This window comes from Xanthomonas sp. NCPPB 3442, assembly GCF_056725145.1.
This window is the reverse complement of sequence record NZ_CM161514.1, coordinates 3,799,046-3,815,574: the sequence shown is the minus strand read 5'-3', so window position 1 is coordinate 3,815,574 and position 16,529 is coordinate 3,799,046. Positions and strand designations below refer to the sequence as shown.

Below are 16,529 nucleotides of genomic sequence, written 5' to 3'. Positions count from 1 at the left end.
GCCATCCTGAATTCGATGCCTGCCGTCCACCCGCTTAATTTCAGCCGCGTGTGCGACGCGCGGCAACGCCGGTCCTCCGCGCTACCGTTTGCAAACATCTGCTTGGAGTTGTTCGATGACATCACGCCCTATTGCCGTCCTCGCCGCCGTGCTGTGCACAGTCGTGACCACTGCAGCAAGTGCCGCACCGACAGGCGTGGCCGCGATCCAGGCGCGCCTGACCAACCCGCTGGGCGGCCTCGTGGTGGTGGCGCACCGCGGATGTCATGCCGCTGCGCCACAGCATGGCTTCACCGAGACCGCACCGGAAAATTCGCTGGCGGCGTTGGAGCGCTGCATCGCCATCGGCGCCGATGTGATGGAAACCGATGTGCGGCGTGCCGCCGACGGCAGCCTGGTGATGCTGCATGACGCCACCGTGGACCGCACTACCGATGGCACCGGCAAGCTCTCCGAGTTGACCCTGGCCGATCTGCAGAAGCTACGCCTGCGCAGCGACGAAGGCGGTGCACAGGCACCGCTGACCGACCAGCGCGTGGTCACGCTCGAGCAGATGCTGGCCAAGGCCAAGGGGAACATCCTGCTCAACCTGGATGTCAAGGACGCGATCTACGTGCAGGTGATCGACGCGGTCGCACGCGCCGGCATGCAGCATCAGGTGATCGTCAAGGCCGAAGCCGGTATTTCTACCGCGCCACTGGCTGCGATGCCGCCCTTCAACACCGTGTACTTCTTCCCGATCCTGATCAACGCGCATGGCAATGCCGATCTTGTGGCCATTGCAACGGCACAGACGCGCAATGCGCGTCCGATGGCATTCGAGTTGCCCAAGATGACCGCCGCGCAATTGCCGGCCCTGGCAGCGGTGAGCAAGGGGCACAACGTGCGGCTGATGGTCAATTCGTTGTGGGAAGGTTTCATTGCCGGCTATGGCGGCGATGCGGACGCCGAGCGCGACCCTGGCAGGGTCTGGGGCCGGATGTACCGCGACGGTGTGTCGATCATCCAGACCGATGCACCGGAAGCCTTGTTGCGCTACCGCGCCACGTTGGAAAAGCGCTGAGCGGAAGTGACTATGCCGCCGTCCCAGGCGGCGGCAACCAGGTCTGGCACGGCGCGCCGTGCACCAGACAAATCGACGGACGAGACATAACGTCTACCGAAGTGCGCACGTGGGCATCGCCACCAGCTGCCGCCAATGCGTGCTGCTGCCGAAGGCCGCCGGCCGCGCCTTCGGTGTGAGTGGCCTGATCATCGCAGCCACCTGCATGCGGTGGCCACAGGTAGGATCAGACGGTTGCGCGCAGGCAGGTCCGCATGTGGCTCACGGGCTGTGCCTGGCCTTGCGCCCGTCGCTTGTCCGGCTGGCTGTGCGGCTGATCGCGCTGCCGATACGCCAGGCCCGAGCCGCGTAGGAGTGGCCGAAACGCGTTTTGCCCTGCATGCTTTGCGCAATGGATGAACAGCCGCAGGCACCAACAGGGATGGATCGCACGCAGCCGCGCCCGCAAGCGCCGAACCATCAGGCCCGCAACCGACGTCGCTGGCTGCGGTGGCTGCGCTTGAGTGCGGCGGCCTTGCTGGGCGTCATGCTGTTGCTCGATCTGGCTTTCCCATTGCCGTTGCCCAAGTCCCGCGACACCTCCACCTTGGTGGTTGCGCGCGACGGCACGCCGTTGCGTGCATTCGCCGACCGTCATGGCGTATGGCGCTATCCCGCCACGCCGCAGAGCGTCTCGCCGCTGTATTTGCAGGCGCTGCTGAACTACGAAGACCGCTGGTTCTGGCGTCACCCGGGCGTCAATCCCTGGGGTCTGCTGCGTGCCGGTGGGCAGTGGATCGGGCAGGGCCACATCGTGTCCGGTGGCTCCACGCTGACCATGCAGGTGGCGCGCATCCTGGACCCGCATACGCGCACACCGTGGGGCAAGGCCAAGCAATTGTTGCGCGCGTTGCAGCTGGAAGCGCACCTGAGCAAGCACGAGATTCTGATGCTGTATCTGGAGCGTGCGCCCTATGGCGGCACCATCGAAGGGGTGGAGGCGGCCAGTTGGGCGTATCTGGGCAAGCCGGCCAGGGCCTTGTCGCACGCCGAGGCCGCGTTGCTGGCGGTATTGCCGCAGTCGCCCAGCCGGTTGCGCCCGGACCGTCATCCCGAAGCCGCGCAGCGCGCACGCGACAAGGTGCTCGATCGCATGGTCGAGCTGGGCGTGTGGTCGCGCGCGCAGGTGGACGATGCGCGCATCGAACCGGTGGTCACCCGCTCGCTCAAACCACCGTTGCATGCCGCCTTGCTGGCGCAGCGCCTGCACAGTGCGCAGCCGCGTGCGGCGCGTATCGTCACCACGCTGGATGTGGAATTACAGCGCACGCTGGAAGAGCGCGTGTCCACGTATTTTTCGCAGCTGCCGGAGCGCACTTCCGCGGCATTGCTGGTGGTGGACAACGCCACGATGGAGGCGCGCGCCTATGTGGGCTCGGCCAGTTTTGGCGACCGCAAGCGCCTGGGTCATGTCGACATGGTGCAGGCATGGCGCTCGCCCGGCTCCACGCTCAAGCCCTTCCTGTATGGCATGGCGCTGGACGATGGCCTGATCCATTCCGAAAGCCTGCTGGTGGATGCGCCGCAGAGCTTTGGCGACTACCGGCCCGGCAACTTCGATGCGGCGTTCAACGGCCCGGTGAGCGCGGCCACGGCGTTGCGGCTGTCGTTGAACGTACCGGCGGTGGATCTGCTTGATCGCATCGGCCCGGCGCGCTTTGCTGCGCGACTGTCCAATGCCGGGATTGCGCTGCATTTTCCCTCCGGCAGCACGCCGTCGCTGGCCTTGATACTGGGCGGCACCGGCGCACAGTTGCAGGAGTTGGTGGGCGCGTTCGCCGCGCTCAATCGCGGCGGCATTGCCGGACGCGTGCGCTATACGCCGGATGACGCGCGCATCGATCGGCGCCTGATGTCGCCGGGTGCGGCGTGGATCGTGCGCGAAATCTTGCAAAGCAATCCGCGGCCCGGATACGGCAGCGGTACTTTCGACACCACTGCACGCCCCGGCGTGGCGTGGAAGACCGGCACCAGTTACGGCTACCGCGATGCATGGGCCATTGGCGGAACGCGGCGTTACACCGTCGGCGTCTGGGTAGGACGGCCGGACGGCACCCCGTTGCCGGGCCAATACGGTGCGGTCACCGCATTGCCGTTGATGTTCGAAGTCATCGATGCCTTGCCCCGCAGCGCTGGCGACAGTGCGCCATTGCCGATGCCGCCGTCGGTGCAGGCAATCGACATCTGCTGGCCGCTGGGCGGCGCTGCCGATCAGACGCCACCGGCTCTGTGCGCACGTCGTGCCGATGCATATGCACTCGACGGTGCGGTGCCGCCCACCTTTGCCGAGCGCGATGCGCGCCTTTGGCAAAGCGGGCAGGTGCGCTTCGAGGTCGATGCGCGCAGCGGTCAGCGGTTGTCGCAGGAATGCAGCCAACCGCATGCGCGTGCACCGCGCGCGGTGGCGCGCTGGCCGGCGTTGGTCTCGCCCTGGCTCAGTACATCCGAACGCGCCGCCGCACAACTGCCGCCCTTGGCTGACGATTGCGTGCCGGACGGGCGCATGACCGGTGGTGGGGTGCTACGCATCGACGGCTTGAGCGACCGCGCCACGCTTGCGCGGGCCAACGACGCCGCGCGCCCGGTACGGTTGCAGTTACGAGCGCTGGGCAGCGAGGCGCGAATCGATTGGCTGCTGGATGGCCGCTGGATTGCGCAAACCAGCGGAAGACAAGGGTTTCAGCGCGATTTCGAAGAAGTGGGGTTGCACACGCTCACCGCAATGGCCAGCGATGGCGCATGGACGCAGGTGCGCTTTCGCGTATTGCGCTGACCGGGTTGCCAACCAAGTGCGACCGTCCCGTGCTTGGCGGCAGACCTGCTGTGCGCGACAAACGTGTAGGAGCGCAACTGGGCGCGAAGAGGCCTTACCGGGAATGCGTCATCGCGCCCAGGTGCGCTCCTACAGAGGCGTTGACGAAGGTGGCGGCGTGTCGGGATCTGGCCGCCTCATGCGGTCGTTGCTCATTCAAGGCGCGACCGTTTACGCGCAATCTGGCGGCACAAAAAAAGACAGACAGGGCGCTCGAGGCGCTGCCCTGTCTGTCTCATCAGCGAATCGATTTTAATTCAACTCGCTGCGATCTTCATCGCAACGCATCGCTACATCGCAGAACTCAACTCACTCGCCAATCCAGCCTTCCAGCATGTCGGCAAATTCATCGGCATGCTCTTCTTCCTGGGCCAGGATGCTTTCGAGAATGCGCTTGGTGGTGGTGTCCTTGTCGCCGATGAAGTCGATCATCTCCCGGTAGCTATCGATGGCGATGCGTTCGGCGATGAGATTTTCCTTGACCATGTCGCGCAGGTCGGTGCCTTCCTTGTATTCGGCATGCGAGCGCTTGGTCAGGGTGTCCGGATTGAGATCCGGTTCGCCGCCCAGCTGCACGATGCGCTCGGCCAGCTTGTGCGCGTGCTCTTGCTCCTGTTGCGCATGCTCCAGGAACTCGCCCTTCACTGCGTCGGCAAGCATGCCCTTGGCCATGAAATAGTGGCGGTAGTAGCGCAAGGTGCACACATATTCGGTGGCAAGCGCGGTATTGAGCAATTCGATCACCTTCTCGCGATCGGCGTGGTAGCTCTCGGTGATGGCGCCGTCTTCGATGCTCTGGCGCGCGCGGGCGCGCAAGGTGGCAGTGTCGGTGATACCGGCGGGAGTTTTGGTGGCTGGCTGATCAGACATGGCTGGCCGTTTTCCTTCTGAGTGATGGGAGAAAGGGGTCTCAATCCGGCAGATGCTGCAGCACGTAATCGGCTGCAGAGACTTTGAATTCGCCGGGTTCTTCAACAAACAACGCCTTGACCACGGCGTCGTCTGCATACAGCGCGTAGCGGCGTGAGCGCAGGCCCATGCCCGAGCCGCTGGCGTCGATTTCAAGGCCCAGGGCGCGCGCCAGTTCGGCGTTGCCGTCGGGTAACAGGTGCAGGCCGTCGGGAATCAGCTGGCTGCGTCCCCAGGCCTGCATCACGAACGGGTCGTTGACCGCGGTGCACAACACCTCGATACCGCGCTTGCGGAATTGCTCGAAGTGTTCCACGTAGCCCGGCAGGTGCTTGGCCGAACAGGTGGGGGTAAAGGCCCCCGGTACCGCAAACAGCAGCACCTTGCGGCCTGCGAACAGGCTGTGGGTGTCGATAGCCTCGATGCCATCGCGCAGGCGCTTGAGCACGACTTCGGGAATGCGGTCACCAACGTGGATGGTCATGCGGCTAGCTCCTGTGGCTGAACGGATTCTAGAAAGGGGTAGGGGAAAAGCGCGTCAACGCGCTTGAAATCCGTGCGGCCACGCCTATCTGACGCACATGGCCGGCGCAACCGCGCACCGCGTAGTCGCCGGCCCCGTCATCAACCTGTTTGGAGGCTTTCAATGAACATCGTTCGTTATCCCCAATTTCCCACCCACGCGCTGCAGAACGAGATCAAGCATGTGTTCGATCGCTTCTTCGAGCAGAACGGCGACACCGACGAATCGGCCGTGGTGACCGCGCAGTGGGTGCCGCGCGTTGACATCAAGGAAGAGCCCAATCACTTCGTGCTGTACGCCGATTTGCCGGGCATCGACCCGAGCCAGATCGAGGTGCAGATGGACAAGGGCATCCTGTCGATCAAGGGCGAGCGCAAGAGCGAATCCAGCACCGAAACCGAGCGCTTTTCGCGCATTGAGCGCCGTCACGGCAGCTTCCATCGCCGCTTCGCGCTGCCCGACAGCGCCGATGCCGATGGCATCACGGCTGCGGGTCATAACGGCGTGCTGGAAATCCGCATTCCCAAGCGCCCGGCCGCCACGCCGCGCCGTATCCAGGTAGGCAACGGTCAGAGCACCAGCGGCAGCACCGTGCAGTAAGCGTAAGGAACGTCGCGGCGGCGCGCTGTGCAGGCGCGCGGTGTCCGCTGGGCCGGCCTGTACTGTGCGTGCAGGCTGGCCAGGCGCCCGGCAGTTTCGCATGGCACCTCATGCCATGCCGGAACTGGCCGTCGCGCGACGCTGGACCTGGAGCGAGGCCGCAGCTTCGCTCTCCGGCGACAGTCGCGCCGTAGAATAGGCGCGGTTGCCCGCCCGGCTGCGAATAGATTGGCCAACAGCTCCATGGCGTGACCGCTTGTGGACGCGGCTGGTATGCGAACCCGGCACGTACGTCCGTACGGTGCAGGGTTGCGTGCCTGCCGCGCCGCACTCGCGCTGTCCGCCGCAGCGCTGGCCGTTCGGACTGGCTCGTGGCCTCGGCTGCGGGCCGTTTTTTTTCCAGAGGTGATTAGATGGAATTCAAGGATTACTACGCAACGCTCGGCGTGGAGCCCAGTGCAGGCGATGCGGAGATCAAGACCGCCTACCGCCGGCTCGCACGCAAATATCACCCCGACGTCAGCAAGGAAGCCGGCGCCGAAGACAAGTTCAAGGCGATCAACGAAGCCTACGAAGCGCTGCGCGACCCGGCCAAGCGCAAGGCCTACGACCAGTTGAAGGCGCAGGGATTCCGGCCGGGCGACGAGTTCCAGGCCCCGCCCAATTACGGTGGCGGGCAGGGCTTCGATTTCGAAGAGGTGTTCGGCAACGGCGGTGCCGGTGGCGGCTTCAGCGATTTCTTCGAAAGCCTGTTCGCCGGCCAGCGCGGTGGCAGGCCGCGCGGTCCGGGCGCCGGGCCCGGTGCAGGCGCCGGTCCGCAGGCGCGCGGCGACACCCGCGCCAAGCTTGCGGTGCCGCTGGAAGCGGTGCATTCGGGCGACAGCGTGCGCATCACCATCAATGGCAAGCAACTGGACGTGCGCGTGCCCAAGGGCGTGCAGCCCGGCCAGGTGATCCGCCTGAGCGGGCAGGGCAACGGCGGCGGCAACCTGTTGCTGGAGATCGAATACGCGGCGCATCCGCATTTCGAAGTGGACGGGCGCAACATCCTGTACACCTTGCAGGTCATGCCCTGGCAGGCGGCGCTGGGCACCACCATCAGCGTGCCCACCTTGGGCGGCTCGGTCGAATTGAAGGTGCCGGCCGACTCCGATGCCGGGCGCAAGCTGCGCCTGCGCGGCCGCGGCCTGCCGGGCACCACCCCGGGCGACCAGATCGTGGAACTGGAAATCCTCGCCCCGGCCCCGACCGACGACGCGCAGAAGAAGGCATACCGCAATCTGGCCAAGGCATTCGGCGAGACCGTGGGCTGAGCCGGTCGACGCGGGCTGGATCAGCTGCGCGCATGAGGGGTGAGGAAGGCTAGGGTCGCCCTGCGATGCGGCCGTTGATGTCGCCCGACAGCGTCGAGTCTTGGCCGCAGCCTCAGTCGGCCCCTGAGAGGGGAGCCAGCCCCTCTCCCTTGGGCGAGCGGGGCGGGGATTCGGTTGCCCCGCAACGTGATCATCAACTCGATCTGCCTCCGGCGCATCGGGATCCCACCCCATCCAGCGCCACGCGCCCCTTTCCCTGTCCCGAAAGGGGAGTAGCGGGGCAGCGAATCGACGCGGTGGCTCGGTAAGCCCTGTATTGAATCCAGCCTGGGCTATTGGACGTAATGGCTCCAGCGACTCGCAAAAACAGCGCGTCGTTCCATCACCTCTGGCCTCGCTCGCAAACCTCGAACCAGCACACAACTCACCTGGCCCAGCTATCGAAAGCGCGGCCGGCGCACTACACTCGCCGCGCACACTAGGGGAAACACATGGCACGTATTTTGATCGTCGACGACTCGCCGTCGCAGCTGCTGGGGATTCAGCGCATCGTCGAGAAGCTGGGCCACGAAACCATCACCGCCACCGATGGGGCCGCCGGCGTGGAAGCGGCCAAGGAATCGCTGCCGGATCTGGTGCTGATGGACGTGGTGATGCCCAACCTCAACGGGTTCCAGGCCACGCGCACGCTCAAGCGCGAGCCCACCACCCAGCATATTCCGGTCATCCTGGTCACCACCAAGGATCAGGACACCGACCGCATGTGGGGCATGCGCCAGGGGGCCCGCGCCTACATCACCAAGCCGTTCTCCGAAGACGAACTGCTGGAAGTGATGGAGCGCGTGTTCAACCAGAAAGACGAGCCGCCGAAAGCGTAAGTGCACCGGCCAGCCGTGATCGCAGTCGGATTTCGGCAATGCAGAGGTGGGAGTAGCGGGAGACGGGCCAACCCTCTGCTGCGCGCTGGGGAGCCGGTGAGGGTCGGCAGCCCGGCGATGCGCAACTCGACCTCGTCGTGCACCATCGCTTGGCAACTGCACCCCTCAGCCTGCGCCGAGCTCCATCTTTTGCCAACGGGCCAGGGGAGATCAGTTGGGGTGAGGCGGTGCAGCCGTCATTGCCTGGGACAAGGTGTGGTTGAAAGAATGGGTGCCAAGGACGCAATCGCCGCTTGGCCCGCACGCGTGCGACGTCCCTCCCATCACCATCCGTGCCCGGATCCCTGCCAGCAGGCATGCGCCCGGTAAATGGTCTTCAGCCGCCCAAGACCAATCAGGTACCCGGCTGCATCCAATGGACGCGCACGCAGCGCTCGGCAGGCGCACCCGGTGCCCGGCGCCGCCACGTGCAACCTTGTCTCCAGGTCTTCAGCGCAAAGGCCCCTCCCGGCCAGCCGCTGCGTGTGTCCCCAGTCGGCCCGATCCGCCCCGCCGGCTAAACCAACAATGCATCGCACCGGGCCTTTCAAAACGGTGGGTCTGCCCCATCTAGTAGAATCGGCGAATCAAACAACATGGCGGCACTGCGGGACTGGCCCGCACAGCCCCTCGATCATGGAGCGTGCATGGCCTGGAACACACCCGGCAACAAGGGCGGAGACGGCCCGGATCCCAACCGTCGCAGGTCCTGGGGCCCGCGCGGTGGTGGCAACGGTGGCGGTTGGGGCAATCTGCCCGCTCCGTTGAAGGAGCTGTTCGATGGCGGCGTGGGGCGCTGGATCCTGGTCGCGGTGGTGCTGATGGTGCTGTTCTCCAGCTTCCAGCTCATCGGCGAGCAGCAGCGTGGCGTGGTGCTGCGCTTCGGCCAGTTCTCGCGCATCCTGCAGCCCGGCCCGAACTTCAAGCTGCCCTGGCCGATCGAGTCGGTGCGCAAGGTCAATGCCACCGAGATCAAGACCTTCAGCAACCAGGTGCCGGTGCTGACGCGCGACGAGAACATCGTCAACGTCTCGCTCAACGTGCAGTACCAGATCAACGACCCGCGCAAATACCTGTTCGGTTCGCGCAACGCCGATCTGGTGCTGGAGCAGGCCGCGCAAAGTGCCGTGCGCGAGCAGGTGGGGCGTTCGGACCTCAATACCGTGCTCAACAATCGCGGCCCGCTGGCGATCGCGTCCAAGGACCGTCTGCAGGCGGCGCTGGATGCCTACAACACCGGCCTGGCCGTCACCGGCGTGACCCTGCCCGACGCCCGTCCGCCGGAAGAGGTGAAGCCGGCCTTCGATGAGGTCAACGGTGCCCAGCAGGTGCGCGAGCGCCTGATCAACGAAGCCCAGGCGTATGCCGCCAAGGTGGTGCCGGAAGCGCGCGGCCAGGGTGCGCGCACCCGTACCGGCGCCGAGGGCTACAAGCAGGCCACCATTTCCAAGGCCGAGGGCGACGCCGATCGCTTCACGCTGTTGCAGGCGCAGTACGCCGGCGCGCCGGAAGTCACCCGCAAGCGTCTGTGGCTGGAAACCGTGCAGAAGGTGCTGTCGGAGAACCGCAAGGTCATCGGTAGCGATGGCCGCCAGGTCATCTACGTGCCGCTGCCGGCCGATGCCAGCAAGCCGGCCACGACCGGTGGCAATGCCGGCATGCCGTCGATGGTGCCCCAGGACGTGCTGTTGAATCCGCCGCAAAGCGCCAGTAGCGAGGCCATCCGCAACCCGGAGCGCGGCCCGCGCCCGACCGGCCGTGAGGGAACCGAATAATGAAGAATTCGCTAGTCATCGGCCTGATCATCGCCGTCTTGCTGACCCTGATGGGCTCGGTATTCGTTGTGCGCGAAGACCAGACCGCCATGGTGCTCAACCTGGGCCGTGTCGTGCGTGCCGACCTCAAGCCCGGCCTGCACTTCAAAATTCCGGTGGTGGAATCGGTGCGCGTGTTCGACCGCCGCTTTCAGGTACTGGACACCGCGCCGGCGCGTTACTTCACTGCCGAGCAGAAAGACGTGAGCGTGGACTTCTTCGCCATCGGCTACATCTCCGATGTGCGGGCGTTCTATCGTGCGACCGGTGGCGAGGAATCGGTGGCCAACTCGCGCCTGGCCCCGATCATCACCGATTCGCTGCGCAACCAGATCAACTCGCGCACCCTGCAACAGCTGGTTTCCGGCGACCGCAGCGAACTGATCGCCAACCAGCTCAAGGGCATCAATGGCGCCATCAAGGGCTTAGGCATGCAGATCACCGACCTGCGCATCAAGCAGATCGACCTGCCGACCGACAGCCAGGTGATCACCGACGTCTACGAGCGCATGCGCGCCCAGCGCAAGCAGGAAGCCAGCAAGCTGCGCGCCGAAGGCGAAGAGCAGGCCCTGACCATCCGCGCGCAAGCCGATCGCGAGTCCACCGTGATCGTGGCCGACGCCGAGCGCGACGCGCAGAAGCTGCGTGGTGAAGGCGATGCCGAAGCGGCCCGCATCTACGGCCAGGCCGGTTCCAAGGACCCGTCGTTCTATGCGTTCTACCGCAGCCTGGAGGCTTACCGCAGCTCCATGGCAGACGGCAACGGCGTAGTGGTGCTGGACAAGAACGACCCGTTCCTGCAGTACCTCAAGAGCGACCGTTGATCGCTCTGTCTTGAAACATCGCTCTGCCTTGAACCAAGAACGCCCGCATCATGCGGGCGTTCTTGTATGTGCCTGTCACCGCAGGGTAGACAGACGCGCGCGCCCCATCGTAGGAGCGCACCTGGGCGCGACGGGCCTCACCGGTCGACCCGCTGATGGCCTCTGACAGTCAGTCGCCACATGGATTCCTAGCGCAGAACACGGCAACCGCCGATATCCCGCGTGGTCCAAGGCCATCAGCATTGCGGTATGGCCAATATCGACTCTCCCGGGCATCGCGCGCTGCGCCGCGGTAGGCAGTCTTCGGCCCACAGCGCTTACCTGCTGACTACCGCGACATGGCAGCGTCGCGCCGTGTTCGCAGATTTTCTGATTGCGGCAACCGCCTGTCGAGCATTCACCAAAGCGACGCCTTGCGATGCCAGGCTGCTGGCCTGGGTGTTGATGCCGGATCATGTCCATTGGTTGTTGCAACTTGGGAGCGACACCGCATTGAGCGACGCGGTTTCACGCATGAAAGCTTGCTCAGCCCGCGCAGCGAATGCGCAGCGTCAGTCTCGTGCACCGGTCTGGAGCCGCAGCTATCACGACCACGCATTGCGCACGGACGATGATCTGACCGCTGCGGCGCGCTACATCATTGCCAATCCGCGACGGGCCGGACTGGTGACGCGGGCCGGGGACTATCCGTTCTGGGACGCAGTCTGGCTGTGAGACACATCTGCCGTAGGAGCGCACCTGGGCGCGATGGCTTCACCGGTAATGCCTGTCGCGCCCGGGTGCGCTCCTACGGGGGGGGTTATCGGGGTGGTGGTTAGGGCTGCCCGTCGTGGATCGGGCGATGGCCGCTTTGGGCGGTCTGCAGGTTTGCCAAGGCTCGCTACGTTGCCGTCCCTACGACCCAATTGGGATGTCGCTACGGTGATCCGGCAGGCTAGGGCCCCTAGGGACCCTGGTGGCCGGCAGCGCTCGGAGCACCACGCAACCGACTGCCAGCCGCAATCTGACCCGCCCCCGATCCGCCGTCCGCCAGGGGTAGTGCAGGCCAGCGGAAACCCGGATAATGCACAAAAGCCGGCCGGGCACGCTCCAACCAGAGCACTCGGTTCGGCTTTTTCCGTGTCAGGGCTATCGCGCCACTGCAACGCTCCCCGATGGAGCCGCGCGCAGGGTGTCGCGGCCAGCCCTGCAGCGGTCCCATCCCGCGGCCCCGATGGCCGCAGCAAAACTTAGGAGTTCACCCGTCATGGGTCAGTCAGTTGTCGTGCTCGGTGCCCAGTGGGGCGATGAAGGCAAAGGCAAGATCGTCGATCTGCTCACCGAGGAAATCGGTGCGGTGGTCCGCTTCCAGGGCGGCCACAACGCCGGCCACACGCTTGTCATCAACGGCAAGAAGACCGTCTTGCATCTGATTCCGTCCGGCATCCTGCGCGACGACGCGCTGTGCCTGATCGGCAATGGCGTGGTGATCTCCCCGGCTGCCTTGATCAAGGAAATCAGCGAGCTGGAAGACGCCGGCGTGGAAGTGCGTTCGCGCCTGAAGATCTCTCCGGCTGCGCCGTTGATCATGCCGTACCACATCGCCCTGGATCAGGCGCGCGAGAAGGCGGCCGGCGGCAAGGCCATCGGGACCACCGGTCGCGGTATCGGCCCGGCGTACGAAGACAAGGTGGCGCGTCGCGGCATCCGCATCGCCGACCTGCATTACCCGCCGCAGCTGGAAGAACTGCTGCGCACCGCGCTGGATTACCACAACTTCGTGCTGACCAAGTACCTGGGCGTGGAAGCGGTCGATTTCCAGAAGACCTACGACGAGGCGCTGGCCTTCGGCGAGTACGTGCAGCCGATGAAGTCGGACGTGGCCGGCATCCTGCACGACCTGCGCAAGCAGGGTAAGCGCGTGCTGTTCGAGGGCGCGCAGGGTGCATTGCTGGACATCGACCACGGCACCTATCCGTACGTCACCAGCTCCAACACCACCGTGGGCGGCGCACTGGCCGGTACCGGCGTTGGCGCCGATGCGATCGACTACGTACTCGGCATTGCCAAGGCATACGCCACGCGCGTCGGCGGCGGCCCGTTCCCGACCGAACTGGACGATGAAGTGGGCCAGGGCATCCGCGACCGCGGTGCCGAATACGGCGCCTCCACCGGTCGCCCGCGTCGCTGCGGCTGGATGGATATCGTGGCGCTCAAGCGTGCCGTGGCCATCAACGGCATTTCCGGCCTGTGCATCACCAAGCTCGACGTGCTCGACGGCATGGAGAAGCTGAAGATCTGCATCGCCTACGAATATCACGGCAAGCGCACCGAGTACGCGCCGCTGGACGCGCAGGGCTGGGAAGAGTGCACCCCCGTGTATCTGGAGTTCCCGGGCTGGAGCGAGAACACCCACGGCATCACCGTGTGGGATGACCTGCCGCCGGCCGCCCGCGCCTACCTGCGCGCGCTGGAGGAACTGGCCGGCTGCCCCATCTCGATCGTTTCCACCGGCCCGGACCGCGACCACACCATGGTGCTGCAGGACCCGTTCGCCTGATCGGCTGATGCGTGATCGAACCGACGAAAGCCCTGCGAAAGCGGGGCTTTTGTTTGCGCAATGCCATTGCGTTGCCTGGCCACGCGCCCGGCACCTGTCTGACGGCCGCTGGTGAGGTGTTGCTGGCCGCCCCCGCCTGATCGATGCGGGGCGGGTTCAGCATGGCCGTGTAGCATGCTCGCGCCAGCCGGGATTGCCTTGCCCTGGTTTGATGCGTGCGTGCCTTGTCGTTGCCGTGGCTTCTCTTTGACGTGAGTGCCTTCGCCTCTGTCAGGCAGGCGCATGACTTTCGGCCGTGTGTGGTCTTGCGGGCCGGCGCCATGATGCTGGCCGCTGTACGACTTCGTTTACTTCATTACTCTTTTTAGGAATGTCATGCGCCAGATCCTGGTGACTGCTATTGCGCTGGCGCTGGCCAGCACCTGCGCCGTTGCGCCGGCTCACGCTGCTGTGGCTGCACCGGAGGTGGTCAGCGCATCGGCCGCGCAGGTCACCAGCCAGTTGCCGCGCACGGCCAAGCCCACCCACTACGCGGTGGAGATCACCCCGCATGCCGACAAGATGACCTTCGACGGCAAGGTGGCCATCGACATCGTGGTGCTACAAGCCACCGACCGCATCGTGTTGCAGGCGGCCAACCTCAGCTTCGCGCGCAGTACGTTGGCGCAGCGCAAGGGGGGCAAGCCGCAGACGGCCAAGGTCAGCACCGATGAGCAGGCGCAGACCGCCACCTTCGCCTTCGACAAACCGCTGGCACCGGGCAACTACGTGTTGTCCATCGACTACAGCGGTGTGATCAATACCCAGGCCAACGGCCTGTTCGCACTGGATTACGCCACCCCGCAAGGCCAGCGCCGCGCGTTGTTCACCCAGTTCGAAAACTCCGATGCGCGCCGCTTCATCCCCTCGTGGGACGAGCCTGATTTCAAGGCCACCTTCGACCTGGCAGTCAATGCGCCGGCCGCGCAGATGGCGGTGAGCAACATGCCGGTTGCCTCGTCCAGCAATGCTGCTGGCGGCATGAAGCGCGTGGCGTTCCAGACCACGCCCAAGATGTCCACGTACCTGTTGTTCCTGAGTGTCGGCGACTTCGAGCGGGCGACGCGCAAGGCCGACAACGGCACCGAGATCGGCGTGATCGCGCAGAAGGGCAAGGTGGACCAGGCGCAGTTCGCACTGGATTCCGGGCGCGACGTGCTGCATGAATACAACGCCTATTTCGGCATTCCATATCCGTTGCCGAAGCTGGACAACATCGCCGCACCCGGGCAAAGCCAGTTCTTCAGCGCGATGGAAAACTGGGGGGCGATCTTCACCTTCGAGTACTCGCTGCTGCTGGACCCGGCCACGTCCAACATCAACGACAAGCAGGACGTTTTCACCGTTGCCGCGCACGAGATCGCGCACCAGTGGTTCGGCAACCTGGTGACCATGGCGTGGTGGGACGACCTGTGGCTCAACGAAGGGTTCGCCAACTGGATGGAGGCGCGCACCACGCACAAGCTGCACCCGGAGTGGGATATCGACAACACCGGCGCAGCCTTCAAAAGCCGGGCGGCGATGCAGCGCGATGCGTATGTCACCACCCATCCGGTGGTGCAGCACGTCGCCACGGTGGAGCAGGCCAGCCAGGCATTCGACCAGATCACCTACGACAAGGGCGAAGCGGTGATCGCCATGCTCGAAGACTATGTGGGCGCGGACAATTGGCGCAGCGGCGTGCGCAGCTATCTCAAGCAGCACCAGTACGGCAACGCCATCACCGATGCGCTGTGGCAGCAGATCGATGCAGTGGCACCGGGCAAGCAGTTCACCCAGGTGGCGCACGACTTCACGTTGCAGCCGGGTGTGCCGTTGATCCAGGTCAGCGCCAGCTGCACGGCCGGCACCACGACCGTGCAGCTGAAACAAGGCGAATACACTGTCGACCGACCCGACAAACAGCCATTGCGCTGGCATGTGCCCGTCACGGTGCGCGGCGCCAGAGGCACGCCGGTGCGCGTATTGGTGGATGGCAGCGCGCAGGTGCAGCTACCCGGCTGCGATGCGCCTGTCGTGGTCAATGCCGGGCAGAAGGGCTACTTCCGCACGCTGTATGCACCGGCGCAATTCACCGCGCTCACCAAGGGGTTCGACGCCTTGCCGGTGGTCGATCAGTTGGGTGTGCTGATGGATACCGCTGCGCTGGCACCGGTGGGGCTGCAGCCCGAAGCGGACCTGCTTGAGCTCACCGCCAAGGTGCCGGTCGGTGGCTCGCCGGATCTGTGGAAAGTAGTGTCCGAAACGTATTCCAATATCGATCGCCTGTTCGCGGGCGACCTCAAGGCACAGGCCAGCTGGCGGCGCTTCGCGCGCGTGCGGCTTGCTCCCGAGTTCGCCACGCTCGGCTGGGACGAGCGCAAGGACGACAGTGCACAGACCAAGCAGCTGCGTGCCAGCCTGCTCAACAGCCTGAGCGCGCTGGACGATGCACAGGTGATTGCCGAAGCGCAGCGTCGTTTCGCTGCGTTCCAGTCCGACCCGGGCACGTTGTCGCCGGAGTTGCGTAGCACGGTGCTGCGCATCGTCGCCCGCCACGCCGACTCCGCTACCTGGGACGCATTGCATGCCATGGCGAAGAAGGAAACTTCCTCGATGCTGCGCGACCAGTCGTATGCGTTGCTCGCCTACGCCAAGGACCCGGGGCTGGCGCAGCGCGCCCTTGAACTTGCACTCACCGACGAACCCGGCGCCACCACTGGCGCCAGCATGATCGGCGATGTCGCCAGCGAGCACCCGGAGCTGGCATTCGACTTCGCCTTGGCGCATCGCACCCAGGTGGACACGTTGATCGACTCCACCTCGCGCGCCCGCTATTACCCGCACCTGGCTGCAGGCTCGAACAAGCTGGAGACCATCGACAAGATCAAGGCGTATGCCGACACCTACCTGGCCCCCACCTCACGCCGCGATGCCGAAACCGCCATCAGCACAATCCAGACGCGCGTGACGTTGCGCGAGCGGCGTGTGCCGCAGATTGCGGCCTGGTTGAAGCGGCACAAAAACTGACGAGTTGCGTTTAAACACAAAAAGCCCGGAATTTTCCGGGCTTTTTGTTTGGTGCAGGGGCCACCAGTGCAGGTGAAGCGCGTTGGCCAGCAACAGTAGCGAAGGGATCCAGTGGTTAGATGCCTGAA

The 16,529-nt window shown here is 65.1% G+C and carries 12 protein-coding genes; 10 read left to right on the top strand and 2 right to left on the bottom strand.

Annotated features, from left to right (window positions below):
- Positions 1-115 precede the first annotated feature (115 nt).
- Positions 116-1,063, top strand: a complete 948-nt coding sequence (locus AC1POX_RS16430) for a glycerophosphodiester phosphodiesterase family protein (protein WP_372356398.1) — start codon at positions 116-118, stop codon at positions 1,061-1,063.
- A 391-nt stretch (positions 1,064-1,454) separates the two neighbouring features.
- A complete protein-coding gene (gene pbpC / locus AC1POX_RS16425; protein WP_071118352.1) occupies positions 1,455-3,875 on the top strand; it encodes a penicillin-binding protein 1C in 2,421 nt (806 codons plus the stop codon).
- A 348-nt stretch (positions 3,876-4,223) separates the two neighbouring features.
- On the opposite strand, the gene AC1POX_RS16420 is transcribed toward pbpC, so the two are convergent.
- A complete protein-coding gene (locus AC1POX_RS16420; protein WP_008571580.1) occupies positions 4,224-4,784 on the bottom strand; it encodes a ferritin-like domain-containing protein in 561 nt (186 codons plus the stop codon).
- Positions 4,785-4,824: 40 nt separating this feature from the next.
- A complete protein-coding gene (locus AC1POX_RS16415) occupies positions 4,825-5,307 on the bottom strand; it encodes a peroxiredoxin (protein ID WP_008571578.1) in 483 nt (160 codons plus the stop codon).
- 162 nt (positions 5,308-5,469) lie between these two features.
- Here AC1POX_RS16415 and AC1POX_RS16410 point away from each other — a divergent pair, with 162 nt between their 5' ends.
- The 8 genes from AC1POX_RS16410 to AC1POX_RS16375 all read left to right on the top strand — a co-directional run bounded on the left by AC1POX_RS16410 (position 5,470) and on the right by AC1POX_RS16375 (position 16,401).
- Positions 5,470-5,946: an Hsp20/alpha crystallin family protein gene (locus tag AC1POX_RS16410; RefSeq protein ID WP_008571577.1), complete on the top strand. Its 477-nt coding sequence runs from the start codon at positions 5,470-5,472 to the stop codon at positions 5,944-5,946.
- A 413-nt stretch (positions 5,947-6,359) separates the two neighbouring features.
- Positions 6,360-7,259, top strand: coding sequence for a DnaJ C-terminal domain-containing protein (locus tag AC1POX_RS16405; protein WP_109292132.1), 900 nt, complete (start codon positions 6,360-6,362; stop codon positions 7,257-7,259).
- Between the two features lie 491 nt (positions 7,260-7,750).
- Entirely contained in the window at positions 7,751-8,137 is a 387-nt protein-coding gene (gene pilH / locus AC1POX_RS16400) for a twitching motility response regulator PilH (RefSeq protein ID WP_008578169.1), read from the top strand.
- A 686-nt stretch (positions 8,138-8,823) separates the two neighbouring features.
- Positions 8,824-9,951 carry an FtsH protease activity modulator HflK gene (gene hflK, locus AC1POX_RS16395; protein ID WP_372356397.1) on the top strand — a complete coding sequence of 376 codons (1,128 nt, stop codon included), beginning with the start codon at positions 8,824-8,826 and terminating at the stop codon, positions 9,949-9,951.
- Positions 9,951-10,814, top strand: coding sequence for a protease modulator HflC (gene hflC / locus AC1POX_RS16390; protein ID WP_008578171.1), 864 nt, complete (start codon positions 9,951-9,953; stop codon positions 10,812-10,814). Before hflK ends, hflC begins: the two co-directional genes overlap by 1 nt.
- A gap of 249 nt (positions 10,815-11,063) precedes the next feature.
- On the top strand, positions 11,064-11,528 hold the full coding sequence (locus AC1POX_RS16385) for an REP-associated tyrosine transposase (protein ID WP_029818844.1): 465 nt from the start codon (positions 11,064-11,066) through the stop codon (positions 11,526-11,528).
- A 532-nt stretch (positions 11,529-12,060) separates the two neighbouring features.
- On the top strand, positions 12,061-13,353 hold the full coding sequence (locus tag AC1POX_RS16380) for an adenylosuccinate synthase (RefSeq protein ID WP_005913957.1): 1,293 nt from the start codon (positions 12,061-12,063) through the stop codon (positions 13,351-13,353).
- A gap of 375 nt (positions 13,354-13,728) precedes the next feature.
- Entirely contained in the window at positions 13,729-16,401 is a 2,673-nt protein-coding gene (locus AC1POX_RS16375) for a M1 family metallopeptidase (protein WP_372356396.1), read from the top strand.
- The last annotated feature ends 128 nt before the right edge of the window (positions 16,402-16,529 follow it).